At 73.7% G+C, this 15,328-nt stretch carries 15 protein-coding genes; 5 read left to right on the top strand and 10 right to left on the bottom strand.

The features are described 5' to 3' along the window. Positions 1 to 10: 10 nt before the first annotated feature. Complete coding sequence (locus tag ACZ6Y7_RS26870; protein ID WP_465760503.1) at positions 11 to 1,090, bottom strand: sensor histidine kinase; 1,080 nt, start codon at positions 1,088 to 1,090, stop codon at positions 11 to 13. Positions 1,091 to 1,312: 222 nt separating this feature from the next. On the opposite strand from ACZ6Y7_RS26870, the gene ACZ6Y7_RS26865 reads away from it, so the two are divergent. Further along, a complete protein-coding gene (locus ACZ6Y7_RS26865) occupies positions 1,313 to 1,906 on the top strand; it encodes a hypothetical protein (RefSeq protein ID WP_465760502.1) in 594 nt (197 codons plus the stop codon). A 14-nt stretch (positions 1,907 to 1,920) separates the two neighbouring features. Here the strand turns inward: ACZ6Y7_RS26865 and ACZ6Y7_RS26860 are convergent, their stop codons facing one another. Together ACZ6Y7_RS26860 and ACZ6Y7_RS26855 are read right to left on the bottom strand one after the other, a co-directional pair. Next, positions 1,921 to 2,901 carry a DMT family transporter gene (locus ACZ6Y7_RS26860; RefSeq protein WP_465760501.1) on the bottom strand — a complete coding sequence of 327 codons (981 nt, stop codon included), beginning with the start codon at positions 2,899 to 2,901 and terminating at the stop codon, positions 1,921 to 1,923. Positions 2,902 to 3,183: 282 nt separating this feature from the next. Then, positions 3,184 to 3,855 (bottom strand): CatB-related O-acetyltransferase, encoded by a 672-nt coding sequence (locus tag ACZ6Y7_RS26855; protein ID WP_465760500.1) that lies wholly within the window; start codon positions 3,853 to 3,855, stop codon positions 3,184 to 3,186. Positions 3,856 to 3,949: 94 nt separating this feature from the next. On the opposite strand from ACZ6Y7_RS26855, the gene ACZ6Y7_RS26850 reads away from it, so the two are divergent. The 3 genes from ACZ6Y7_RS26850 to ACZ6Y7_RS26840 all read left to right on the top strand — a co-directional run bounded on the left by ACZ6Y7_RS26850 (position 3,950) and on the right by ACZ6Y7_RS26840 (position 5,941). Then, the gene (locus ACZ6Y7_RS26850) at positions 3,950 to 4,600 is read left to right on the top strand and encodes a TetR/AcrR family transcriptional regulator (protein WP_465760499.1); all 651 of its coding nucleotides are present in this window, start codon (positions 3,950 to 3,952) and stop codon (positions 4,598 to 4,600) included. Between the two features lie 184 nt (positions 4,601 to 4,784). After that, a complete protein-coding gene (locus ACZ6Y7_RS26845) occupies positions 4,785 to 5,492 on the top strand; it encodes a peptidylprolyl isomerase (RefSeq protein WP_465760498.1) in 708 nt (235 codons plus the stop codon). Positions 5,493 to 5,578: 86 nt separating this feature from the next. Then, the gene (locus tag ACZ6Y7_RS26840; protein ID WP_465760497.1) at positions 5,579 to 5,941 is read left to right on the top strand and encodes a MazG-like family protein; all 363 of its coding nucleotides are present in this window, start codon (positions 5,579 to 5,581) and stop codon (positions 5,939 to 5,941) included. Between the two features lie 290 nt (positions 5,942 to 6,231). Here ACZ6Y7_RS26840 and ACZ6Y7_RS26835 read toward each other — a convergent pair whose 3' ends face one another. From ACZ6Y7_RS26835 to ACZ6Y7_RS26805, 7 genes are all read right to left on the bottom strand, one after another. Next, positions 6,232 to 7,542, bottom strand: a complete 1,311-nt coding sequence (locus ACZ6Y7_RS26835; protein WP_465760496.1) for a geranylgeranyl reductase family protein — start codon at positions 7,540 to 7,542, stop codon at positions 6,232 to 6,234. 132 nt (positions 7,543 to 7,674) lie between these two features. Next, positions 7,675 to 8,370 carry a demethylmenaquinone methyltransferase gene (locus tag ACZ6Y7_RS26830; protein ID WP_465760495.1) on the bottom strand — a complete coding sequence of 232 codons (696 nt, stop codon included), beginning with the start codon at positions 8,368 to 8,370 and terminating at the stop codon, positions 7,675 to 7,677. Between the two features lie 147 nt (positions 8,371 to 8,517). Further along, positions 8,518 to 9,105 carry a hypothetical protein gene (locus ACZ6Y7_RS26825; protein WP_465760494.1) on the bottom strand — a complete coding sequence of 196 codons (588 nt, stop codon included), beginning with the start codon at positions 9,103 to 9,105 and terminating at the stop codon, positions 8,518 to 8,520. 311 nt (positions 9,106 to 9,416) lie between these two features. Further along, the gene (locus ACZ6Y7_RS26820; protein WP_465760493.1) at positions 9,417 to 10,103 is read right to left on the bottom strand and encodes an amidohydrolase family protein; all 687 of its coding nucleotides are present in this window, start codon (positions 10,101 to 10,103) and stop codon (positions 9,417 to 9,419) included. A gap of 51 nt (positions 10,104 to 10,154) precedes the next feature. Continuing rightward, positions 10,155 to 11,378: a cyclic dehypoxanthinyl futalosine synthase gene (gene mqnC, locus ACZ6Y7_RS26815; RefSeq protein WP_465760492.1), complete on the bottom strand. Its 1,224-nt coding sequence runs from the start codon at positions 11,376 to 11,378 to the stop codon at positions 10,155 to 10,157. A gap of 73 nt (positions 11,379 to 11,451) precedes the next feature. After that, a complete protein-coding gene (locus tag ACZ6Y7_RS26810; RefSeq protein ID WP_465760491.1) occupies positions 11,452 to 13,257 on the bottom strand; it encodes a serine/threonine-protein kinase in 1,806 nt (601 codons plus the stop codon). Positions 13,258 to 13,644: 387 nt separating this feature from the next. After that, positions 13,645 to 14,574, bottom strand: coding sequence for a menaquinone biosynthetic enzyme MqnA/MqnD family protein (locus ACZ6Y7_RS26805; protein WP_465760490.1), 930 nt, complete (start codon positions 14,572 to 14,574; stop codon positions 13,645 to 13,647). A gap of 374 nt (positions 14,575 to 14,948) precedes the next feature. Here ACZ6Y7_RS26805 and ACZ6Y7_RS26800 point away from each other — a divergent pair, with 374 nt between their 5' ends. Further along, a complete protein-coding gene (locus ACZ6Y7_RS26800) occupies positions 14,949 to 15,152 on the top strand; it encodes a cold-shock protein (RefSeq protein WP_045692393.1) in 204 nt (67 codons plus the stop codon). Positions 15,153 to 15,328 lie beyond the last annotated feature (176 nt).

The raw sequence follows: 15,328 nt of genomic DNA, 5'->3' as shown, positions 1-15,328 counted from the left end.
GCGTCGGCCGCTACGATCCCACCGGCCCTGCGCCGGCCTGCTCCAACGGCAGCACCGCCGTCACCCGCCAGACCTCCCGCTCGTACGGACCGGCCTCCAGCGAGCCTCCGAGGGCCTCGACCCGGGCGGCCAGCCCCGGCAGTCCGCTGCCGCCGCCCCGGCGCGGCCTCCCCGTCGGGCCCGGCGCCCGACCGTCGTTGATCACCGTCAGCTCCAGCCGTCCAGCGCTGCGGCGGGCCCGGATCCTGACCTCCCGCGCGGCCGGAGCGTGCCGCCGGACGTTGGTCAGGGCCTCGACCACGATCCGGTGGACGGTGCTCCCCACCTCCCGCGGCAGCGCCTCCGCCAGCAGCTCCAGCCGGACCTCGGCACCACCCGTCGCGGTGAACCGCTCGGCGACCTCGGCGAGTTCGGCGAGCCCCGGCTGCGGGCCGCGGCCACCGCCCTCCTCGCTGCGCAGCAGCTGTACCGTCCGGTCCAGCGAGGCCAGCGCCCGCTGCCCGGCCTGCTCTATGCGCTGGAACATCTCGGCCGCGGAAGCCGGGTCGATACCGGCCAGGTAGGCCCCCGCCTGGGCCTGGGCGACCATGCCGCTGACATCGTGCGCCACGAAGTCGTGCAGGTCGTGGGCCAGTTCCAGCCGCTGCGCCCGCCTGGCCTCCGCCACCGCCAGGTTGCGTCCCTCGTCCAGGCCCCGCAGGTAGAGCCCGGTCAACACGGCGGGCAGGGAGAGCATCGACCCGAAGCCGAAGAGCGTGAGGGCGTCCGCCGGCCCCTCGACGAAGGAGAACCTGGACGGCCAGAGGGCGACCGCTCCGCACGCCGTCCAGACCGCCGCCGCACACCGAGGGCCGTGGTCGGCCCGCAGGCTGGTGACCACCGACAGCAGCAGGACGGCCAGCTCGACCAGGCCCACCAGCCCGGCCCAGCGCTGCCCCTCCGACCATCGGCCGAGGATCCAGACGACGATCGTGAGGGCCACCGACGCCACTCCGAGCGCCATGGTCACGGCCGCCGCCCCGTACCGCCCGCGCGCCGCCCAGGCCGGCGGGACCAGGACCAGGACGGCCCCGGACAGCAACTGGGTCATCGTCACCACCCTCCTCATTTCCGGCTCGTGGACTCGCCCGCCCTTCGACTGCCGTCACATTACGACGCCGCCTCGACCTCGCGCCTGTGCCGATCGGCATATTTCACAGGTGGGTTGAGCAGGGAGAACCTCCCGATCGGCACTGCCGAAGACCCCCGGCGGACCTGCACGCTTGAGCCATCGCACCGGCCGAGGGGCCGGGCCGGAGGGGAGTCCACCACCATGTCGAAGCTCGTGATCAATGCCCACAGCACCGCCCGCCGGGCCGCGGTGGGCGCCCCGGAGGTCCCGGCCACGCCGGACGTCCCGCCCGCCCCGCGGTGGGCCCGGGTCGCCGCCAAGGCCACCGTCCTCACCACCGTCCCGTCGGGGGTGTGGCGGATCGTCTTCGGTTTCGGCGTCCCGCTCGGATTCACGGGAGCGACGGCCGCGGCGTACGCCGAGCACCAGCCGGGTTGGGGCACCGTCTACTGCGTGGCGCTGAGCGCCCTGGCGGAGACGCTGGCCTTCCTGACCCTCGGCCTGGTCCGGCCCTGGGGGCTGGTGGCCCCCCGTTGGATCCCGCTGATCGGCGGCCGCCGGGTCCGACCGCTCGCCGCGATCGTCCCCGCCCTGCTGGGCTCGGTGATACTCACGGCCCTCGGCTTGAGGGCGCTGTCCGGCCGCTGGGCCGACAACCTGGCGGAGCCGGATTCGCCGCACGGCATCGCCGGTGTGGTGATGACGCTCGCCTACCTGCCCCTGGTCGCCTGGGGCCCGCTGCTCGGCGCCGTCACCCTGGACTACGCCCGCCGGACGATGCGGTGGCGCCGGTGATCCACGGCGACCGATCAGGCCGGGGCCGGCTCCCGCGTCGGCCCCTCGGCCCCGGCCTCTCCCTCGGCGGCCACCCGCGCACGCGCGGCCGGGTCCGGTGCGGGGGCGGTCCGACGGCCCCACTCGGTCGCGATCAGCACCAGGGCTCCGCCGAGCAGGGCGAGCGGGCCCAGCCGGTTCCCGGCCACGGTGATCCCGAAGACGGCGGCCCACAGCGGTTCGGTGCCGAGCAGCAGGCTCACTCGTGAGGGTGAGGTGGCCCGCACCGCCCACATCTGGACGAAGAAGGCGAACAGCGTGCAGAACAAGGACAGGTGCAGCAACCAGGCCCACTGGTCCACCCCGTACGAACGGGCGACGGTCCAGGGCGCAGGGCCCGCCGACAGGGAGACGACGGCGAACACCGCTGTGGCCACCGCGAGTTGGACCCACGTCACGGCGAGCATGTCGGTGTCGCGGACAGCCCGGGTGCGGGCCATCGCGAGGACGTACGCGGAGCGGACGAAGGCGGCGCCCAGCACCAGCAGATCACCCAAGGACGGGGGCCGCAGCCCGCCGTCGCCGGTGAGCAGGGCCACGCCGAGGACGGCCAGTCCGGCTGCCGCCAGGAAGGCCTTCGGCGGCGCGGTCCGGCCGAGGGCGCTCTCGCCGAGCGGGGTGAGCACCATCGCGAGGCTGATGATCAGTCCGGCGTTGGTCGCAGAGGTGTGCACGGCACCGTAGGTCTCCAGCAGGAAGATCCCGCTGAGCACCAGCCCGAGGGCGGCACCGCCGAGCCACTCGGCACGGCTCAGGCTCCGCAGGGCCCGCCGGGCCACCACTCCGAGCAACGGCAACACCAGCCCGAAACGCAGCACGAGCATCGCCACGACCGTCCCCGGCTCCGCCACCCGTTGGACGGCGAGGAAGCTCGACCCCCACACCACCGCCACGAGCAGCACCGGAAGATCACGAAGGCCCGATGAGGGCGAGCCCTCGGGTGAGGAGGCAGGCATGACGAGGATCCCTCCGAGCGAACGGAACCGGCGGGCGCGAGTACCGTACGGCGTCGGACGGACCCAGCAGCCGGGCGGAAGGCCCGGCGGTGGACAGGGCAGAGCATGGAGCGAAGGGGCGCCATCCTCGCGCACCGGAGCGCAGTCGATCAATGCCGTTCCGCCCACCGGACGGTCGGCACGGCCCCTACCGGCTCGTCGCCCCACAGCCCTCCACCGGCTGGGCGGCCGGCATGGCCGGCGCCGCCCGCACGGCCAGCACTGCTGGCACCGCCACCCCGGTCAGCGGGCGCCGAGCAGACCGTTCTCGGCCGCGATCGCCTCGATCTCGGCCGGAGTCCCGGCCATGATGACGCGGACGTGCTCGGTGACGAGCTCGACCGGCCAGTCCCACCAGGCGGCGCGGAGTAGCCGCTCGATGTCGGCCTCGTCGAAGCGGCGCCGGATCGGGCGGGCGGGGTTGCCCCCGACGATGGTGTACGGCTCGACATCGGCGGTGACCACCGCACCGGCCGCGATGATCGCGCCGTCGCCGATCCGGACCCCGGGCAGGACGGTGGCGCCGAAGCCGAACCAGACGTCGTTGCCGACCACGGTGTCGCCCCGGCTGGGCAATCCCGTGACGATGTCGAGGGTCCGCTCGGTCCAGCTGCCGCCGAACATCGTGAAGGGGAAGGTGGAGACGCCGATGCTCGGGTGAGCGGCACCGGCCATCAGGAAGCGCGTCCCGGTGGCGATGGCACAGTAGTTGCCGATCACAAGCCGTTCGGGGCCGTACGCGTAGAGGACGTTGCGCTCCTCGAAGCGGGTGGCGCCGTCGGGGTCGTCGAAGTAGGTGTACTCGCCGACCTCGATGCGCGGGTCGGTGACGAGCGGTCGCAGCAGGACGACCCGGTCGTGGCCGGCAAGGGGGTGGAGCACGGTGGGGTCGGGGATGGCAGCGGTGGCGGTCACGCAGACTCCTCTCGTAATGCGACTTCCGTCGCATTACGATGAGCATCGCACGACCGTCATCCCGCGGCAAGCCTTAATGCGACTGGAGTCGACTTTGCCCGCTGCACTCAAGCCCGAACAGTCCCCGCACACCCCCACACCGCGCCCGGGCGGCCGCAGCGCCCGGGTCCGGGCGGAGGTGGTCGCCGCCACACTCGCCGAAGTCACCGAGAAGGGGTATGACGGCCTCACCGTCGAGGCGGTCGCCACCCGCTCCGGCGTCCACAAGGCGACCCTTTACCGCCGGTGGGGCGGGATCGACGGCCTGGTGGCCGACGCCCTGACCGCCTCCGCCGACCAACCCTGGCCCCTGCCCGACACCGGCGACCTCCAGCAGGACCTCCGTCTGATCACCCAGGAGGTGTGCACGGTCTTCACCGACCCGGAACGGGGCCCCACGCCCACCGCGCTGATCTCCGCCGCCCAACGCTCCGACGCCGGCGCCGCCGCCCTGCGCGCCTTCTTCGCGGCCCGCCACCACCAGGCCGCCGAGGTGGCCGAACGGGCCGTCACCCGCGGCGAGTTGCCCGCCGGGACGGACGGCGCCGAGGTGGTCCGGGCCGCCACCGCCCCGCTCTACTACCGCCTGTTCGTCTCCGGCGAGCCGTTCGACGCCCGCACCGCCGAACGGGCCGCCGACGCCGCCGCCCTGGCCGCCCGCGCCGGGCTCTTCACGTCCGCCCCGACCGACCCGGCCACCCCCTGACACCGACGACCGCACCACAGGCGGCATCCACACCTCAGGCGGCATCCGCACCACAGGATCCACCCGACAGCCCGGGAACCCCGCCCCCGCGAGCCACCTGACCGTCCATCACCCACCCGCGCCCCGGAGAACCACGGCCGCTCCACCCCTACCGCATCCCCATCCGGCCGTGGATGATGCCTCCATGACAATCCAGCCGTCCACCACCCCCCGGAAGGCCCGTCACGTGAAGCGCACCCACTGGGCGCTGGTCGCCGCCGCCACCGCCCTCCCGCTCGTGGCGAGCACCGGCACCGCCGTCGCGGACACCCCCGCCCGTGCGGCCGCGCCCGCCGGCTGCACCTACACGCCGGCCGTCCCGGCCGACAACTTCAAGGGCATCCCGGTCTTCGACGCCAAGAAGGCGGCCCAGCCCTACCGCGCGACACTGCGGACGAGCCAGGGCGCGATCACCTTCGAGGCGCTGACCGACAAGGCACCGTGCACCACCTTCTCGTTCCGGTTCCTCGCGGAGCACGACTACTTCGACCGCAGCCACTGCCACCGCCTCACCACCCAGCGGATCTACGTCCTGCAGTGCGGCGACCCGACCGGGACGGGCAGCGGCGGCCCCGGCTACTCCTTCCCGGACGAGAACCTCACCGGCGCCACCTACCCGGCCGGCACCGTGGCCATGGCCAACGCCGGCCCGAACACCAACGGCAGCCAGTTCTTCTTCGTCTGGAAGGACACCAAGCTCTCCCCCGCCTACACCCCCTTCGGCCGCGTCACGGCCGGTCTGGACGTCCTGCAGAAGATCGCCGCCGGCGGCGAGGACGACCAGAACAACCCGGGCGACGGCTTCCCCACCCTTCCGGTGAACATCCGGCACGTGAAGATCAGCACCCGCTGAGCCCACGGGCCGCCACCCCGTCGGCCACCCGCGCGCCGCTCCCGTACGGTGGCAGCACCACCGACACCGCATGGGAGCAGGCCCGCATGGACAGCCGCATCTGGGAGAGCGTCGACCACCTGGTCGCTTGGCTGGACGAGGAGGGCACGCAGTCGCCCCAGGAGGAGCGCCTGCTGCGGATCCTCAAACTGTCCGAGGAGGTCGGCGAGGTCAGTGCGGCGGTGATCGGCGCTACCGGCCAGAACCCGCGCAAGGGCGTCACCCACACCTGGGAGGACGTCCAGCACGAGCTCTGCGACGTCGTCTTCTCCGCCCTCGTCGCCCTGCGGACCCTCACCCCCGACGCGGCCCGGGTCTTCGCCGACCGCCTGGCCTACGTCGAACAGCGGTCCGCCGCCTCCCGGCGCCCGGTCGACGGGCCGCCGGAGACGGCGGCGGAGCCGAGCTGACGCACCGGATCACCGACAGCAGGCCGACGCACACCTACTGGTAACGCATCGGCGGGCGACTCGCGGACCGTCCGGCCGGTCCGAACCGACGACCGGCCGGACCGACAACCGACCGGACCGACAACCGACCGGACCGACGAGCAGCCGGGCAGACGAGCACCGGACCGACGAAGCAGCGGCGCCGACGAAGCAGCCGGGCCGGACGAAACGGACCCGACCGCCGGACCCCAGACCGCCGGACGCCCGACCGCCGCCGCCGCTCCGCCCCCGGTCCCCGCCCCCGACCGGGGTCAGGCGTTCGGCGCGACCCGGGCGAGCCCGTTGATGACGCGGTCCATCGCGTCGCCGCCCTGCGGATCGGTCAGGTTGGCGAGCAGCTTGAGGGTGAAGCGCATCAGCATCGGGTGGGTGAGTCCGCGCTGGGCGGCGATCTGCATCACCTTCGGGTTGCCGATGAGCTTCACGAAGGCGCGGCCCAGCGTGTAGTACCCGCCGTACACGTCCTTGAGGATGCGCGGGTAGGCCTGGAGGGCGCGCTCGCGTCCGCCGTCGGTGACCCGGGCGAGGGCCTGCACGATGACCCCGGCGGCGATCTGGCCGGATTCCATCGCGTAGGCGATGCCCTCGCCGTTGAACGGGTTGACCATGCCGCCCGCGTCACCGACGAGCAGCAGCCCGCGGGTGTAGTGGGGCTGGCGGTTGAAGGCCATCGGCAGGGCGGCGCCGCGGATCGGCTCGGTCATGTGGTCGGGCGTGTAGCCCCACTCCTCCGGCATGCCGGCGCACCAGGCCTTGAGGACCTCGCGCCAGTCCAGCTCGCCGAACGCCGGCGAGGAGTTGAGAATGCCGAGGCCGACGTTGGAGGTGCCGTCGCCCATGCCGAAGACCCACCCGTAGCCGGGCAGCAGCTTGCGCTGACCGCCGCGGGTGTCCCACAGCTCCAGCCAGGACTCCAGGTAGTCGTCGTCGTGGCGCGGCGAGGTGAAGTAGGTGCGGTAGGCGACGCCCATCGGACGGTCCTCGCGCCGGTGCAGGCCCATGGCGAGCGAGAGCCGGGTCGAGTTGCCGTCGGCGGCGACCACCAGCGGGGCGCGGAAGGTGACCGCCCGCTTCTCCTCGCCCAGCTTCGCCGTGACACCGACGATCCGTCCGGTGCGGTCGTCCAGCACCGGCCCGCTCACGTTGCAGCGCTCGTAGAGCCGGGCGCCGGCCTTCTCGGCCTGACGGGCCAGCAGCTCGTCGAAGTCGGCGCGCTTGCGGACCAGGCCGTAGTCGGGGAAGGAGGACAGCTCGGGCCAGTCCAGCTCCAGCCGGACGCCGCCACCGATGATGCGCAGGCCCTTGTTGTGCAGCCAGCCGTTATCGGTGGAGACGTCGATGCCCATGTCGACCAGCTGCTTGGTGGCGCGCGGGGTCAGCCCGTCGCCGCAGACCTTCTCGCGCGGGAAGGCCGTCTTCTCCAGCAGCAGCACGTCCAGCCCGGCCTGGGCCAGGTAGTACGCCGTGGTGGAGCCGGCCGGGCCCGCGCCGACGACGATGACGTCGGCCGTGCTCTCCACGGGGCTGTCCGGCTTCGTCAGATCGGCTGCGGTCTCGGACACGTGGACACACTCCTGGAGCTGCGGCGGGGGACGGCGGCTTTCGTCTCCGGCAGTCTAGTTCCGCTCACGCCGCCGGAAGCTCCCGCGCCCCCACCACACCACGTCCCGGGCCCCGCCCGGCCGCCGGCCCCGCTACGCGAGCTTGTACGCCCGGTGCAGGGCGACGATCCCGCCGGTCAGGTTCCGCCAGGCGACCTTCGACCAGCCGCTCTCCTGCAGCTTGGCCGACAGCCCCGGCTGGTCCGGCCAGGCGCGGATGGACTCGGCGAGGTAGACGTACGCCTCCGGGTTGCTGCTGACGGCCGTGGCGACCGGCGGCAGCGCGCGCATCAGGTACTCGGTGTAGACCGTCCGGAAGGGCGTCCAGGTCGGCGTGGAGAACTCGCAGATCACCAGCTTGCCGCCGGGCTTGGTGACCCGCAGCATCTCGCGCAGCCCCGCCTCGGTGTCCTGGACGTTGCGCAGCGCGAAGGAGATCGTCACCGAGTCGAAGGTGTCGTCCGCGAACGGCAGCCGGGTGGCGTCCCCGGCGGTGAGCGGCAGCTCGGGGTGGCGCGCCTTGCCCTCGGTGAGCATCCCGACCGAGAAGTCGCAGGGGACGACCTTGGCTCCGGCCTCGGCGAAGGGCAGCGAGGAGGTGCCGGTGCCGGCCCCGAGGTCGAGCACGAGGTCCCCCGGTCCGGCGTCCACCGCCTCGGCCACCGCCCGGCGCCAGGCGCGGGCCTGGCCGAGGGAGAGCACGTCGTTGGTGCGGTCGTACTTGGCCGCGACGTCGTCGAACATGGCGGCGACTTCGTGCGGCTGCTTGTCCAGAGAGGCTCGGGTCACGCCCCCATTGTTCACCCTCGCCCGGACACCCCGACCCACGGGGCACACCAGAGGGACCGGCAGCCGACCGTCCGGCGCCGGCCGGCGGACCACCACCGTGCTCCCCGCCGCGCGCCCCGGCCTCCGGCCACCAGGGGAACGCCCCCGTCAGTGCTGCGCGCGCCGCCCGCCCGCGCGCCGCTTCCGGCGGGAGCGCTTGCCCTGGGTGATCGCGGGCATCCCGTCGGCCAGCGCCTCCGTCGCCAGCGCGAGGTTGGCGGCCAGCCGGCCCTGCCCGGCGCGGACCGCGACGGCCTTCCGGTGCCGGCGGATGCGCAGCACGCAGATCACGAACAGCACCACGGCGACCGGCACGCTGAACCGGGCCAGCCCCACGCCGACCGGCTGCGGGTAGGTGTCCCCGCAGATCCGCACCGCGCCCGGGTCGTCGGCGGCGTGCTCCAGGCAGACCGCGTCGCCGAGCTTGGTGCCGTCCGCGAGCGGCAGCGCGGCCGCGGTGTGCGACTGTCCGTCGACCCGGTAGCTGACGGCGCTGTAGGTGCCGCCGCCGGTCGGCAGCTGGGTGACGACGCCCTCGACTCTCACCGGGTGCGCCTCGATCCGGTCGGCCTGGTCGGCCTGGCGCCAACCGAGCAGGCACATGCCGACGGCCAGCACGGCGCTGAGCACGGCGGCGAGGTACCAACCACGGCCCAACCGCGGGACGCGCGGCGGGGAGACGGTCGCGGTTCGCATGGTTCCTGTCCTGGCTTGCCTTCGGGGCCGGGGGACGTGGCCCCGCCGTCCGCGGGGAACACGGACGGTGGTGTGGTGAGGGTACGGAGTGAGCTGTCCGGGATCGTATCCGCTGGCGGGCCCTCAGGTCACGACGAAGGGGCAATCACCTACCGCCGCCGAGGCCGGAGTTCGGGTGCACACGAAGGAAGTCCGGTGCGCCACAAGGGAATCCGACTACTGACGAGTACGTCACACCGGAAACCCCCGGAGGCCGGCCGGGCACCACCGCCGGCCAGCCGGACACCCCGCCCGACACCACCGGGCCCGGCTCAGCGCCGCCGGTACACCAACCGCCCACCCAGCACCGTGGCCAGGCACCCGCCCACCACCGGCTCGACGCGCCCCTCCCCCATGCCCGCGCCCGCGTCCTGGCCCGAACCGCCACCGCCCGCGCCCGCACCTGCGTCCGAACCGCCACCGCCCGCACCGCCCGCAGCCAGCGCGAACACCGCGAAGTCCGCCCGCCCGCCGGCCGCCACCCGCCCGTGCACGGCCGCCGCGAACGGCAGCACCGCCAGCGGGTCCAACGGCCCCGCAAGGTCGGGGGTCCCCGTCACTCCCGCCAGCCCGGAGCGCGCCACCGCCGTCCGCACCGAGGCCCGCTCGAAGGGACCGGCCACCGCCGTCACCCCGAATCCGAGCATCCGCTGCAGCCCGCGCCGCGCGCTCGCCCCGCACCGCGCCTCGTCCGTGGGGCCGGCCAGCCCGTCCGCCACCGGCTCGGCACCGATCTCCTCGCGCGGGTCCGGGTGGTACGCGCGTTCCAGCAGCCAGTGTCCGTACGGATTGCACAGCCCGGGCACGAGCACCGCGGAACCCCAGTCGCGCACCCGCGCGCCGGGGTGGGCCGCCGCCGTCTCCCCGTACGGCCCGACCGCCTCGACCCGCTCGCCGCGCACCACCACCGCCCCGTCCGCGATGGAGGGGGCGGTGGGATCGGCCGGGTCGGGCAGCATGTACGCAGCCCGGTGCAGGGTCAACACGTCTCGGGGCAGGGGGAGGCGGCCTCAGCCGTTGTCGAGGATCTTCAGCTCGGGGTGCGCCGTGCCGCCCTCGATCGCCGTGGAGGCGATGTGCGAGGCGACCCGCGGGTCGACGGGGTCGTTGGCCGGGTCGTCCAGCACCCGCAGGTGCTCGTACGTGGTCGAGCGCTGCGCCGGGACGCGGTCGGCGGCCCGGATCAGGTGGATCAGCTCGGTGAGGTTGGAGCGGTGCTTGGCACCGGCCGCCGAGACGACGTTCTCCTCCAGCATGACGGAGCCGAGGTCGTCCGCGCCGTAGTGCAGCGACAGCTGGCCCGCCTCCTTGCCGGTGGTGAGCCAGGAGCCCTGGATGTGGGCGACGTTGTCGAGGAACAGGCGGGCGATGGCGATCATCCGCAGGTACTCGAAGACGGTGGCCTGGGTCGAGCCCTTCAGGTGGTTGTTCTGCGGCTGGTAGGTGTACGGGATGAAGGCCCGGAAGCCGCCGGTGCGGTCCTGGACGTCCCGGATCATCCGCAGGTGCTCGATCCGCTCGGCGTTGGTCTCGCCGGTGCCCATCAGCATGGTGGAGGTGGACTCCACGCCGAGGCCGTGCGCGATCTCCATGATCTCCAGCCAGCGCTCGCCGGACTCCTTCAGCGGGGCGATCGCCTTGCGCGGGCGCTCCGGCAGCAGCTCGGCGCCGGCGCCGGCGAAGGAGTCCAGGCCCGCCTTGTGGATCCGGGTGATCGCCTCCTCGACGGAGACGCCGGAGATCCGCGACATGTGCTCGACCTCGGAGGCACCCAGCGAGTGGATCACCAGCTGCGGGAACTCGGCCTTGATCGCCGAGAACGCGCGCTCGTAGTACTCCACCCCGTAGTCCGGGTGGTGGCCGCCCTGGAACATGATCTGGGTGCCGCCCAGCTCGACCGTCTCGGCGCAGCGGCGCAGGATCTCGTCGAGTTCGCGCGACCAGCCCTTGTCGCTCTTCGGCGGCACGTAGAAGGCGCAGAACTTGCACGCCGTCACGCAGACGTTCGTGTAGTTGATGTTCCGCTCGATGATGTACGTCGCGATGTGCTCGGTACCGGCGTAGCGACGGCGGCGCACCGCGTCGGCGGCCGAGCCGAGCGCGTGCAGCGGCGCCGAGCGGTAGAGCTCCAGCGCCTCCTCCGGAGTGATCCGGCCGCCGGCGGCGGCCCGGTCGAGCACGGCCTGCAGGTCGGTGCTGGACGCATCGAGGGTGGTCGCTGCGAGCTCGGTCACCTGGCGGCCTTCTCTCTCTCAAGTGCTACTGGGGTACGGCCGAACCAGCCTACGCCAGGCCTTTCGGGCGTCCTCAGCCCACCGCCCCGTTGACCTTGTGCATCGTCCCGACCGGGTTCCCGCCCGGCGGATCGGCGGAGCTGAACCGGATCGTCCCGTCGGCCTGCAGGGTGAGCGTCTCCGCGTTGGCCCCGGCGGTGCAGGCCCCGGGGATCGAGGAGTGGACGAGGCGGGACTGGAACACCAGCTTCGTGTCGGAGACGGACGTGAGGGTCCAGGCGCCGTCGCAGCTGAGCGGGATCAGCCCGGAGAGGGCGTTGCGGCTGGTGGTGTTCTCCTGGCCGATCGCCCCGGGACGGATGGTGAGCGTGGTGGTGCCGCCGGGCAGCCCCTTGTCGGTGACCATGTCCCCGCTCCAGGTGCCCAGGAACGCCGCCGGCACCGCGTTCGGCCCGCCCGTCACCGGCGCCGAAGCCGAGCCGGAAGAGGAGGCGGCCCCGGAGGCGGACGCGGAAGGGGACGGGCCGGCCGGCACCAGGCTCCCGGGCGGCACGATGGCGTCGCTCGGGTCGACGGACGGAACCGCCAGTGGCCCGGAGCCGGTCGGCCGGGCCGGCCCCGACGCCCCCGGGTCCTCGCGGTGCAGAGACGCGTACAGCCCGTACCCCACGCCCCCGAGCACCGCGGCCGTCAGCACCGCCACCGTCCCGAGGCCGGGCCGCCGCCGCCACCACGACGGGCCGGGCGTCGCGGTCTGCCCGAACCCGCCGGGCGGGTAGGAACACGGGGGCAGGGTGGGAGTCCGCACCGCTTCGGTGCCGTCCCGGCCCACGCCCTCCTCAGCCCCGACCCCCGCTGCCCCGGCGCCGGCACGCCCGATCCCCGCAGCCCCCGCGCCAGCCCGCCCGAAACCCGCAGCTCCCGCACCCTCAGCCCCGGCGCCAGCGGCCCCGGCGCCAGCGGCCCCACTGCCCGCCGGTTCGTCCTCCAGGTCCAGCAGCTCCACCGCGCTGCGCCCCACCCCGGCCGCCAGTGCCGGCGGCAGGAAGCCCCACAACCGGGCGGCCCCCACGCCGTCCGGGTCCAGCCGGGCGCCGAGCTGCCGCGGGGTGGGCCGGGCGGCCGGGTCCTTGGCCAGGCAGTCGAGGACGACCGCCCGCAGTGCGTCCGGCAGCCCGGCCACGTCCGGCTCCTCGTGCAGCACCCGGTAGAGCAGGACGGCGGCGCTCACCCCCTCTCCGAAGGGGTGGACGCCGGCGGCGGCGAAGGCCAGCACGGCGCCGAGCGAGAAGACGTCCCCGGCCGGGCCGACCGGCTGCCCGTTCGCCTGCTCGGGTGACATGAAGCCCGGCGAGCCGACGACATAACCCGAACGGGTGAGTCCGGCGGTCGCGTCCAGCGCCCGGGCGATGCCGAAGTCGATCAGCCGCGGCCCGTCCAGGGTCAGCAGCACGTTGGAGGGCTTGACGTCGCGGTGCACCAGGCCGAGCCCGTGCACGTGGTCGAGCGCCCCGGCCAGCCCGACGCCGAGGCCGCGGACGGCCGCTTCGGGCAGCGGCCCGTACGTCCGGACGGCGGCGGTGAGCGCCGGACCGGCCACGTAGCCGGTGGCCACCCAGGGCTGCTCGCCCTCGGTGTCGGCGTCCAGCACGGGCGCCGTCCAGGCGCCGCCGACCCGTCGGGCGGCGGTCACCTCCTGCCGGAACCGGGCGCGGAACTCGGGGTCGTCCGCCAGCTCCGCGCGCACCACCTTCACCGCGACGGTGCGCCCGCCGGCCGTCCGGCCGAGGTAGACCCGGCCCATCCCGCCCGAACCGAGCCGCCGCAGCAGCCGGTAGGCGCCCACCTGGCGCGGATCGTCCGGCCCCAGTGCCCGCATGCCCCGCACGCTCCCCTCGCACGCGCACGCGCGGCCCCGGGCGGGTGCCCGGCCGCGTGCGCCGCTCCCGGGGTGCTCCCGCGGGCCACCCGCCGGACGCGCCCCGGGAGCAGACCGTACCGGGCCGACCCGGTCCGACACACCCGGGAAGGATCAGCCGAACGGGATCACCCCACCCGCTCGGCGAGCGTTCACCCGAACCGGTCGTCCGGCGGAGGCCGACCCGGCCCCTGTCCGACCGCGACAGCACGTCCGGCCACCACGCCGGACCAGTAGCCCCGACCGCGGCCACCACCCCGACGGCAACCCCGCCCGACCGCGACAGCACGTCCGGCCACCACCCCGGACGGCAACCCCGCGGCCTCACCAGCCGCCGCCCGCAGCCGCCTACAGCGGCAACGCCGCCGGCTCCAGCAGCCGCACCGCCACGTCCGGCGCGAAGCCGCTGTCGTGCGCGACCCGCCGGGCGAACTCGGCGACGCCGGACAGCTGCCGTTCCCCGAGCGAGAAGTCCAGGGCCTCGCTGAAGTACCGCTCCAGCACGTCCGCCCCGAAGGTCTCCCACCGGGCGGCCTGCTCGGCGACCTTGGCGGCCTCCACCAGGGACAGGTCGCGGGACTCCAGGAAGGCCCGGTGGACGGCGGCGGTGAGCTCCGGGCACCGCTGGGCGAACTCGCGGCGGACGGCCCAGACCGCGAAGACGAACGGCAGGCCGGTCCACTCCTTCCACATCTCGCCGAGGTCGTGGACGGTCAGCCCGAGGTCGGCGGCCTGACCGAGGTAGGCGCGCAGCGCCGGGTCGCCGATCAGGACGGCGGCGTCGGCCTCGGCGAGCATCGCGCCGAGGTCGGGCGGGCAGCTGAAGTACTCCGGCTGCACACCCTCGCGCTCCTCCAGGAGCAGCCGGGCGAGCCGGACGGAGGTGCGGCTGGTGGAACCGAGGGCGACCCGGCGGCCGTCGAGCTCGGCCAGCGGCACCTTGCTCACGATCAGGCAGGACATCACCGGGCCGTCGCTGCCGACCGCGATGTCGGGCAGGACCAGCAGGTCGTCGGCGTTGCGCAGGTACTCCACGCAGGTGATCGGACCGATGTCGAGGGAGCCGCCGACGAGCTGGTCGCTCAGCTTCTCCGGGGTGTCCTTGGTGAGGTCGAGATCGAGCAGATTGCCGGTCCTGGCGAGCCCCCAGTAGAGGGGGACGCAGTTCAGGAACTGAATATGGCCGACCCTGGGCCTGACCGGGGTGTCCTCCCCGCCCGGGGTGTTCTGGGGCTCCCGCGTTCGCGCGTCCGGTGTTTGTGCGTCCGGTGCTGCCACTGCGCCGCTCCCTTGCTGTTCGTGCGCCTCCCCGCAGCGTATGCCCGCCGTTCACGGCCGCCGGCACCGGCCACCCGACACGCCCTCACGGGCTTCCAACCCGCCCTCGGGTGCCCGCTTCCGCCCTTCCGACACGCACTGTGGGCGCCTCAAGTGACCTCTGGTCGTCACAGCTGCCGCATGCTAGCGTTGCCCTCAGTTGCAGTTTGATTCCCCTTGCAGTACTTGAAGCCTGCGGAGCATGTAACCGCAGGCTTTTTGTAGTTTTTCAGCAATATCGAAAAACTTCGGACTCATCCGGAGGCAGGGCGATCAGCGCAGCGGACCGGGCGTCACACGGTGTGGCCCCCGACACGCATCGCAAGGAGAACGGCATGGCCACGGGAACCGTCAAGTGGTTCAACGCTGAGAAGGGCTTCGGCTTCATCGCCCAGGAGGGCGGCGGCCCGGACGTCTTCGTTCACTACTCCGCCATCAACGCGAACGGCTTCCGTTCGCTGGAGGAGAACCAGGCGGTCACCTTCGACGTCACCCAGGGCCCGAAGGGCCCGCAGGCGGAGAACGTCACCGCCGTCTGACGATCCTCTGATGATCTGATCGCTCGGGACCCCGACGGGTCCACCGGCGGCTCCCGACAGCCGCCACGATGAGCACAAGAGCAGTACCCAAGGGGGCCCGCCCGTCCGGTGGGCCCCCTGCCTTTCGTGCCGGGCCCGAACGGCCCGCACACACGCGGAAGGGCCCTCCCCCGTCA

This window comes from Kitasatospora sp. NPDC053308, from assembly GCF_055585785.1.
The sequence above is the reverse complement of the archived record's forward strand: the minus strand, read 5'-3'. Positions and strand labels throughout refer to the sequence as shown.

Coding starts and splice junctions, on each gene's coding strand:
- ACZ6Y7_RS26870 (WP_465760503.1), bottom strand. CDS start 1,090: ATGACCCAGTTGCTGTCCGGGGCCGTCCTGGTCCTGGTCCCGCCGGCC.
- ACZ6Y7_RS26840 (WP_465760497.1), top strand. CDS start 5,579: ATGGACAGCCGCATCTGGGAGAGCGTCGACCACCTGGTCGCTTGGCTG.
- ACZ6Y7_RS26800 (WP_045692393.1), top strand. CDS start 14,949: ATGGCCACGGGAACCGTCAAGTGGTTCAACGCTGAGAAGGGCTTCGGC.
- ACZ6Y7_RS26825 (WP_465760494.1), bottom strand. CDS start 9,105: ATGCGAACCGCGACCGTCTCCCCGCCGCGCGTCCCGCGGTTGGGCCGT.
- ACZ6Y7_RS26820 (WP_465760493.1), bottom strand. CDS start 10,103: ATGCTGCCCGACCCGGCCGATCCCACCGCCCCCTCCATCGCGGACGGG.
- ACZ6Y7_RS26865 (WP_465760502.1), top strand. CDS start 1,313: ATGTCGAAGCTCGTGATCAATGCCCACAGCACCGCCCGCCGGGCCGCG.
- ACZ6Y7_RS26810 (WP_465760491.1), bottom strand. CDS start 13,257: ATGCGGGCACTGGGGCCGGACGATCCGCGCCAGGTGGGCGCCTACCGG.
- ACZ6Y7_RS26860 (WP_465760501.1), bottom strand. CDS start 2,901: ATGCCTGCCTCCTCACCCGAGGGCTCGCCCTCATCGGGCCTTCGTGAT.
- ACZ6Y7_RS26845 (WP_465760498.1), top strand. CDS start 4,785: ATGACAATCCAGCCGTCCACCACCCCCCGGAAGGCCCGTCACGTGAAG.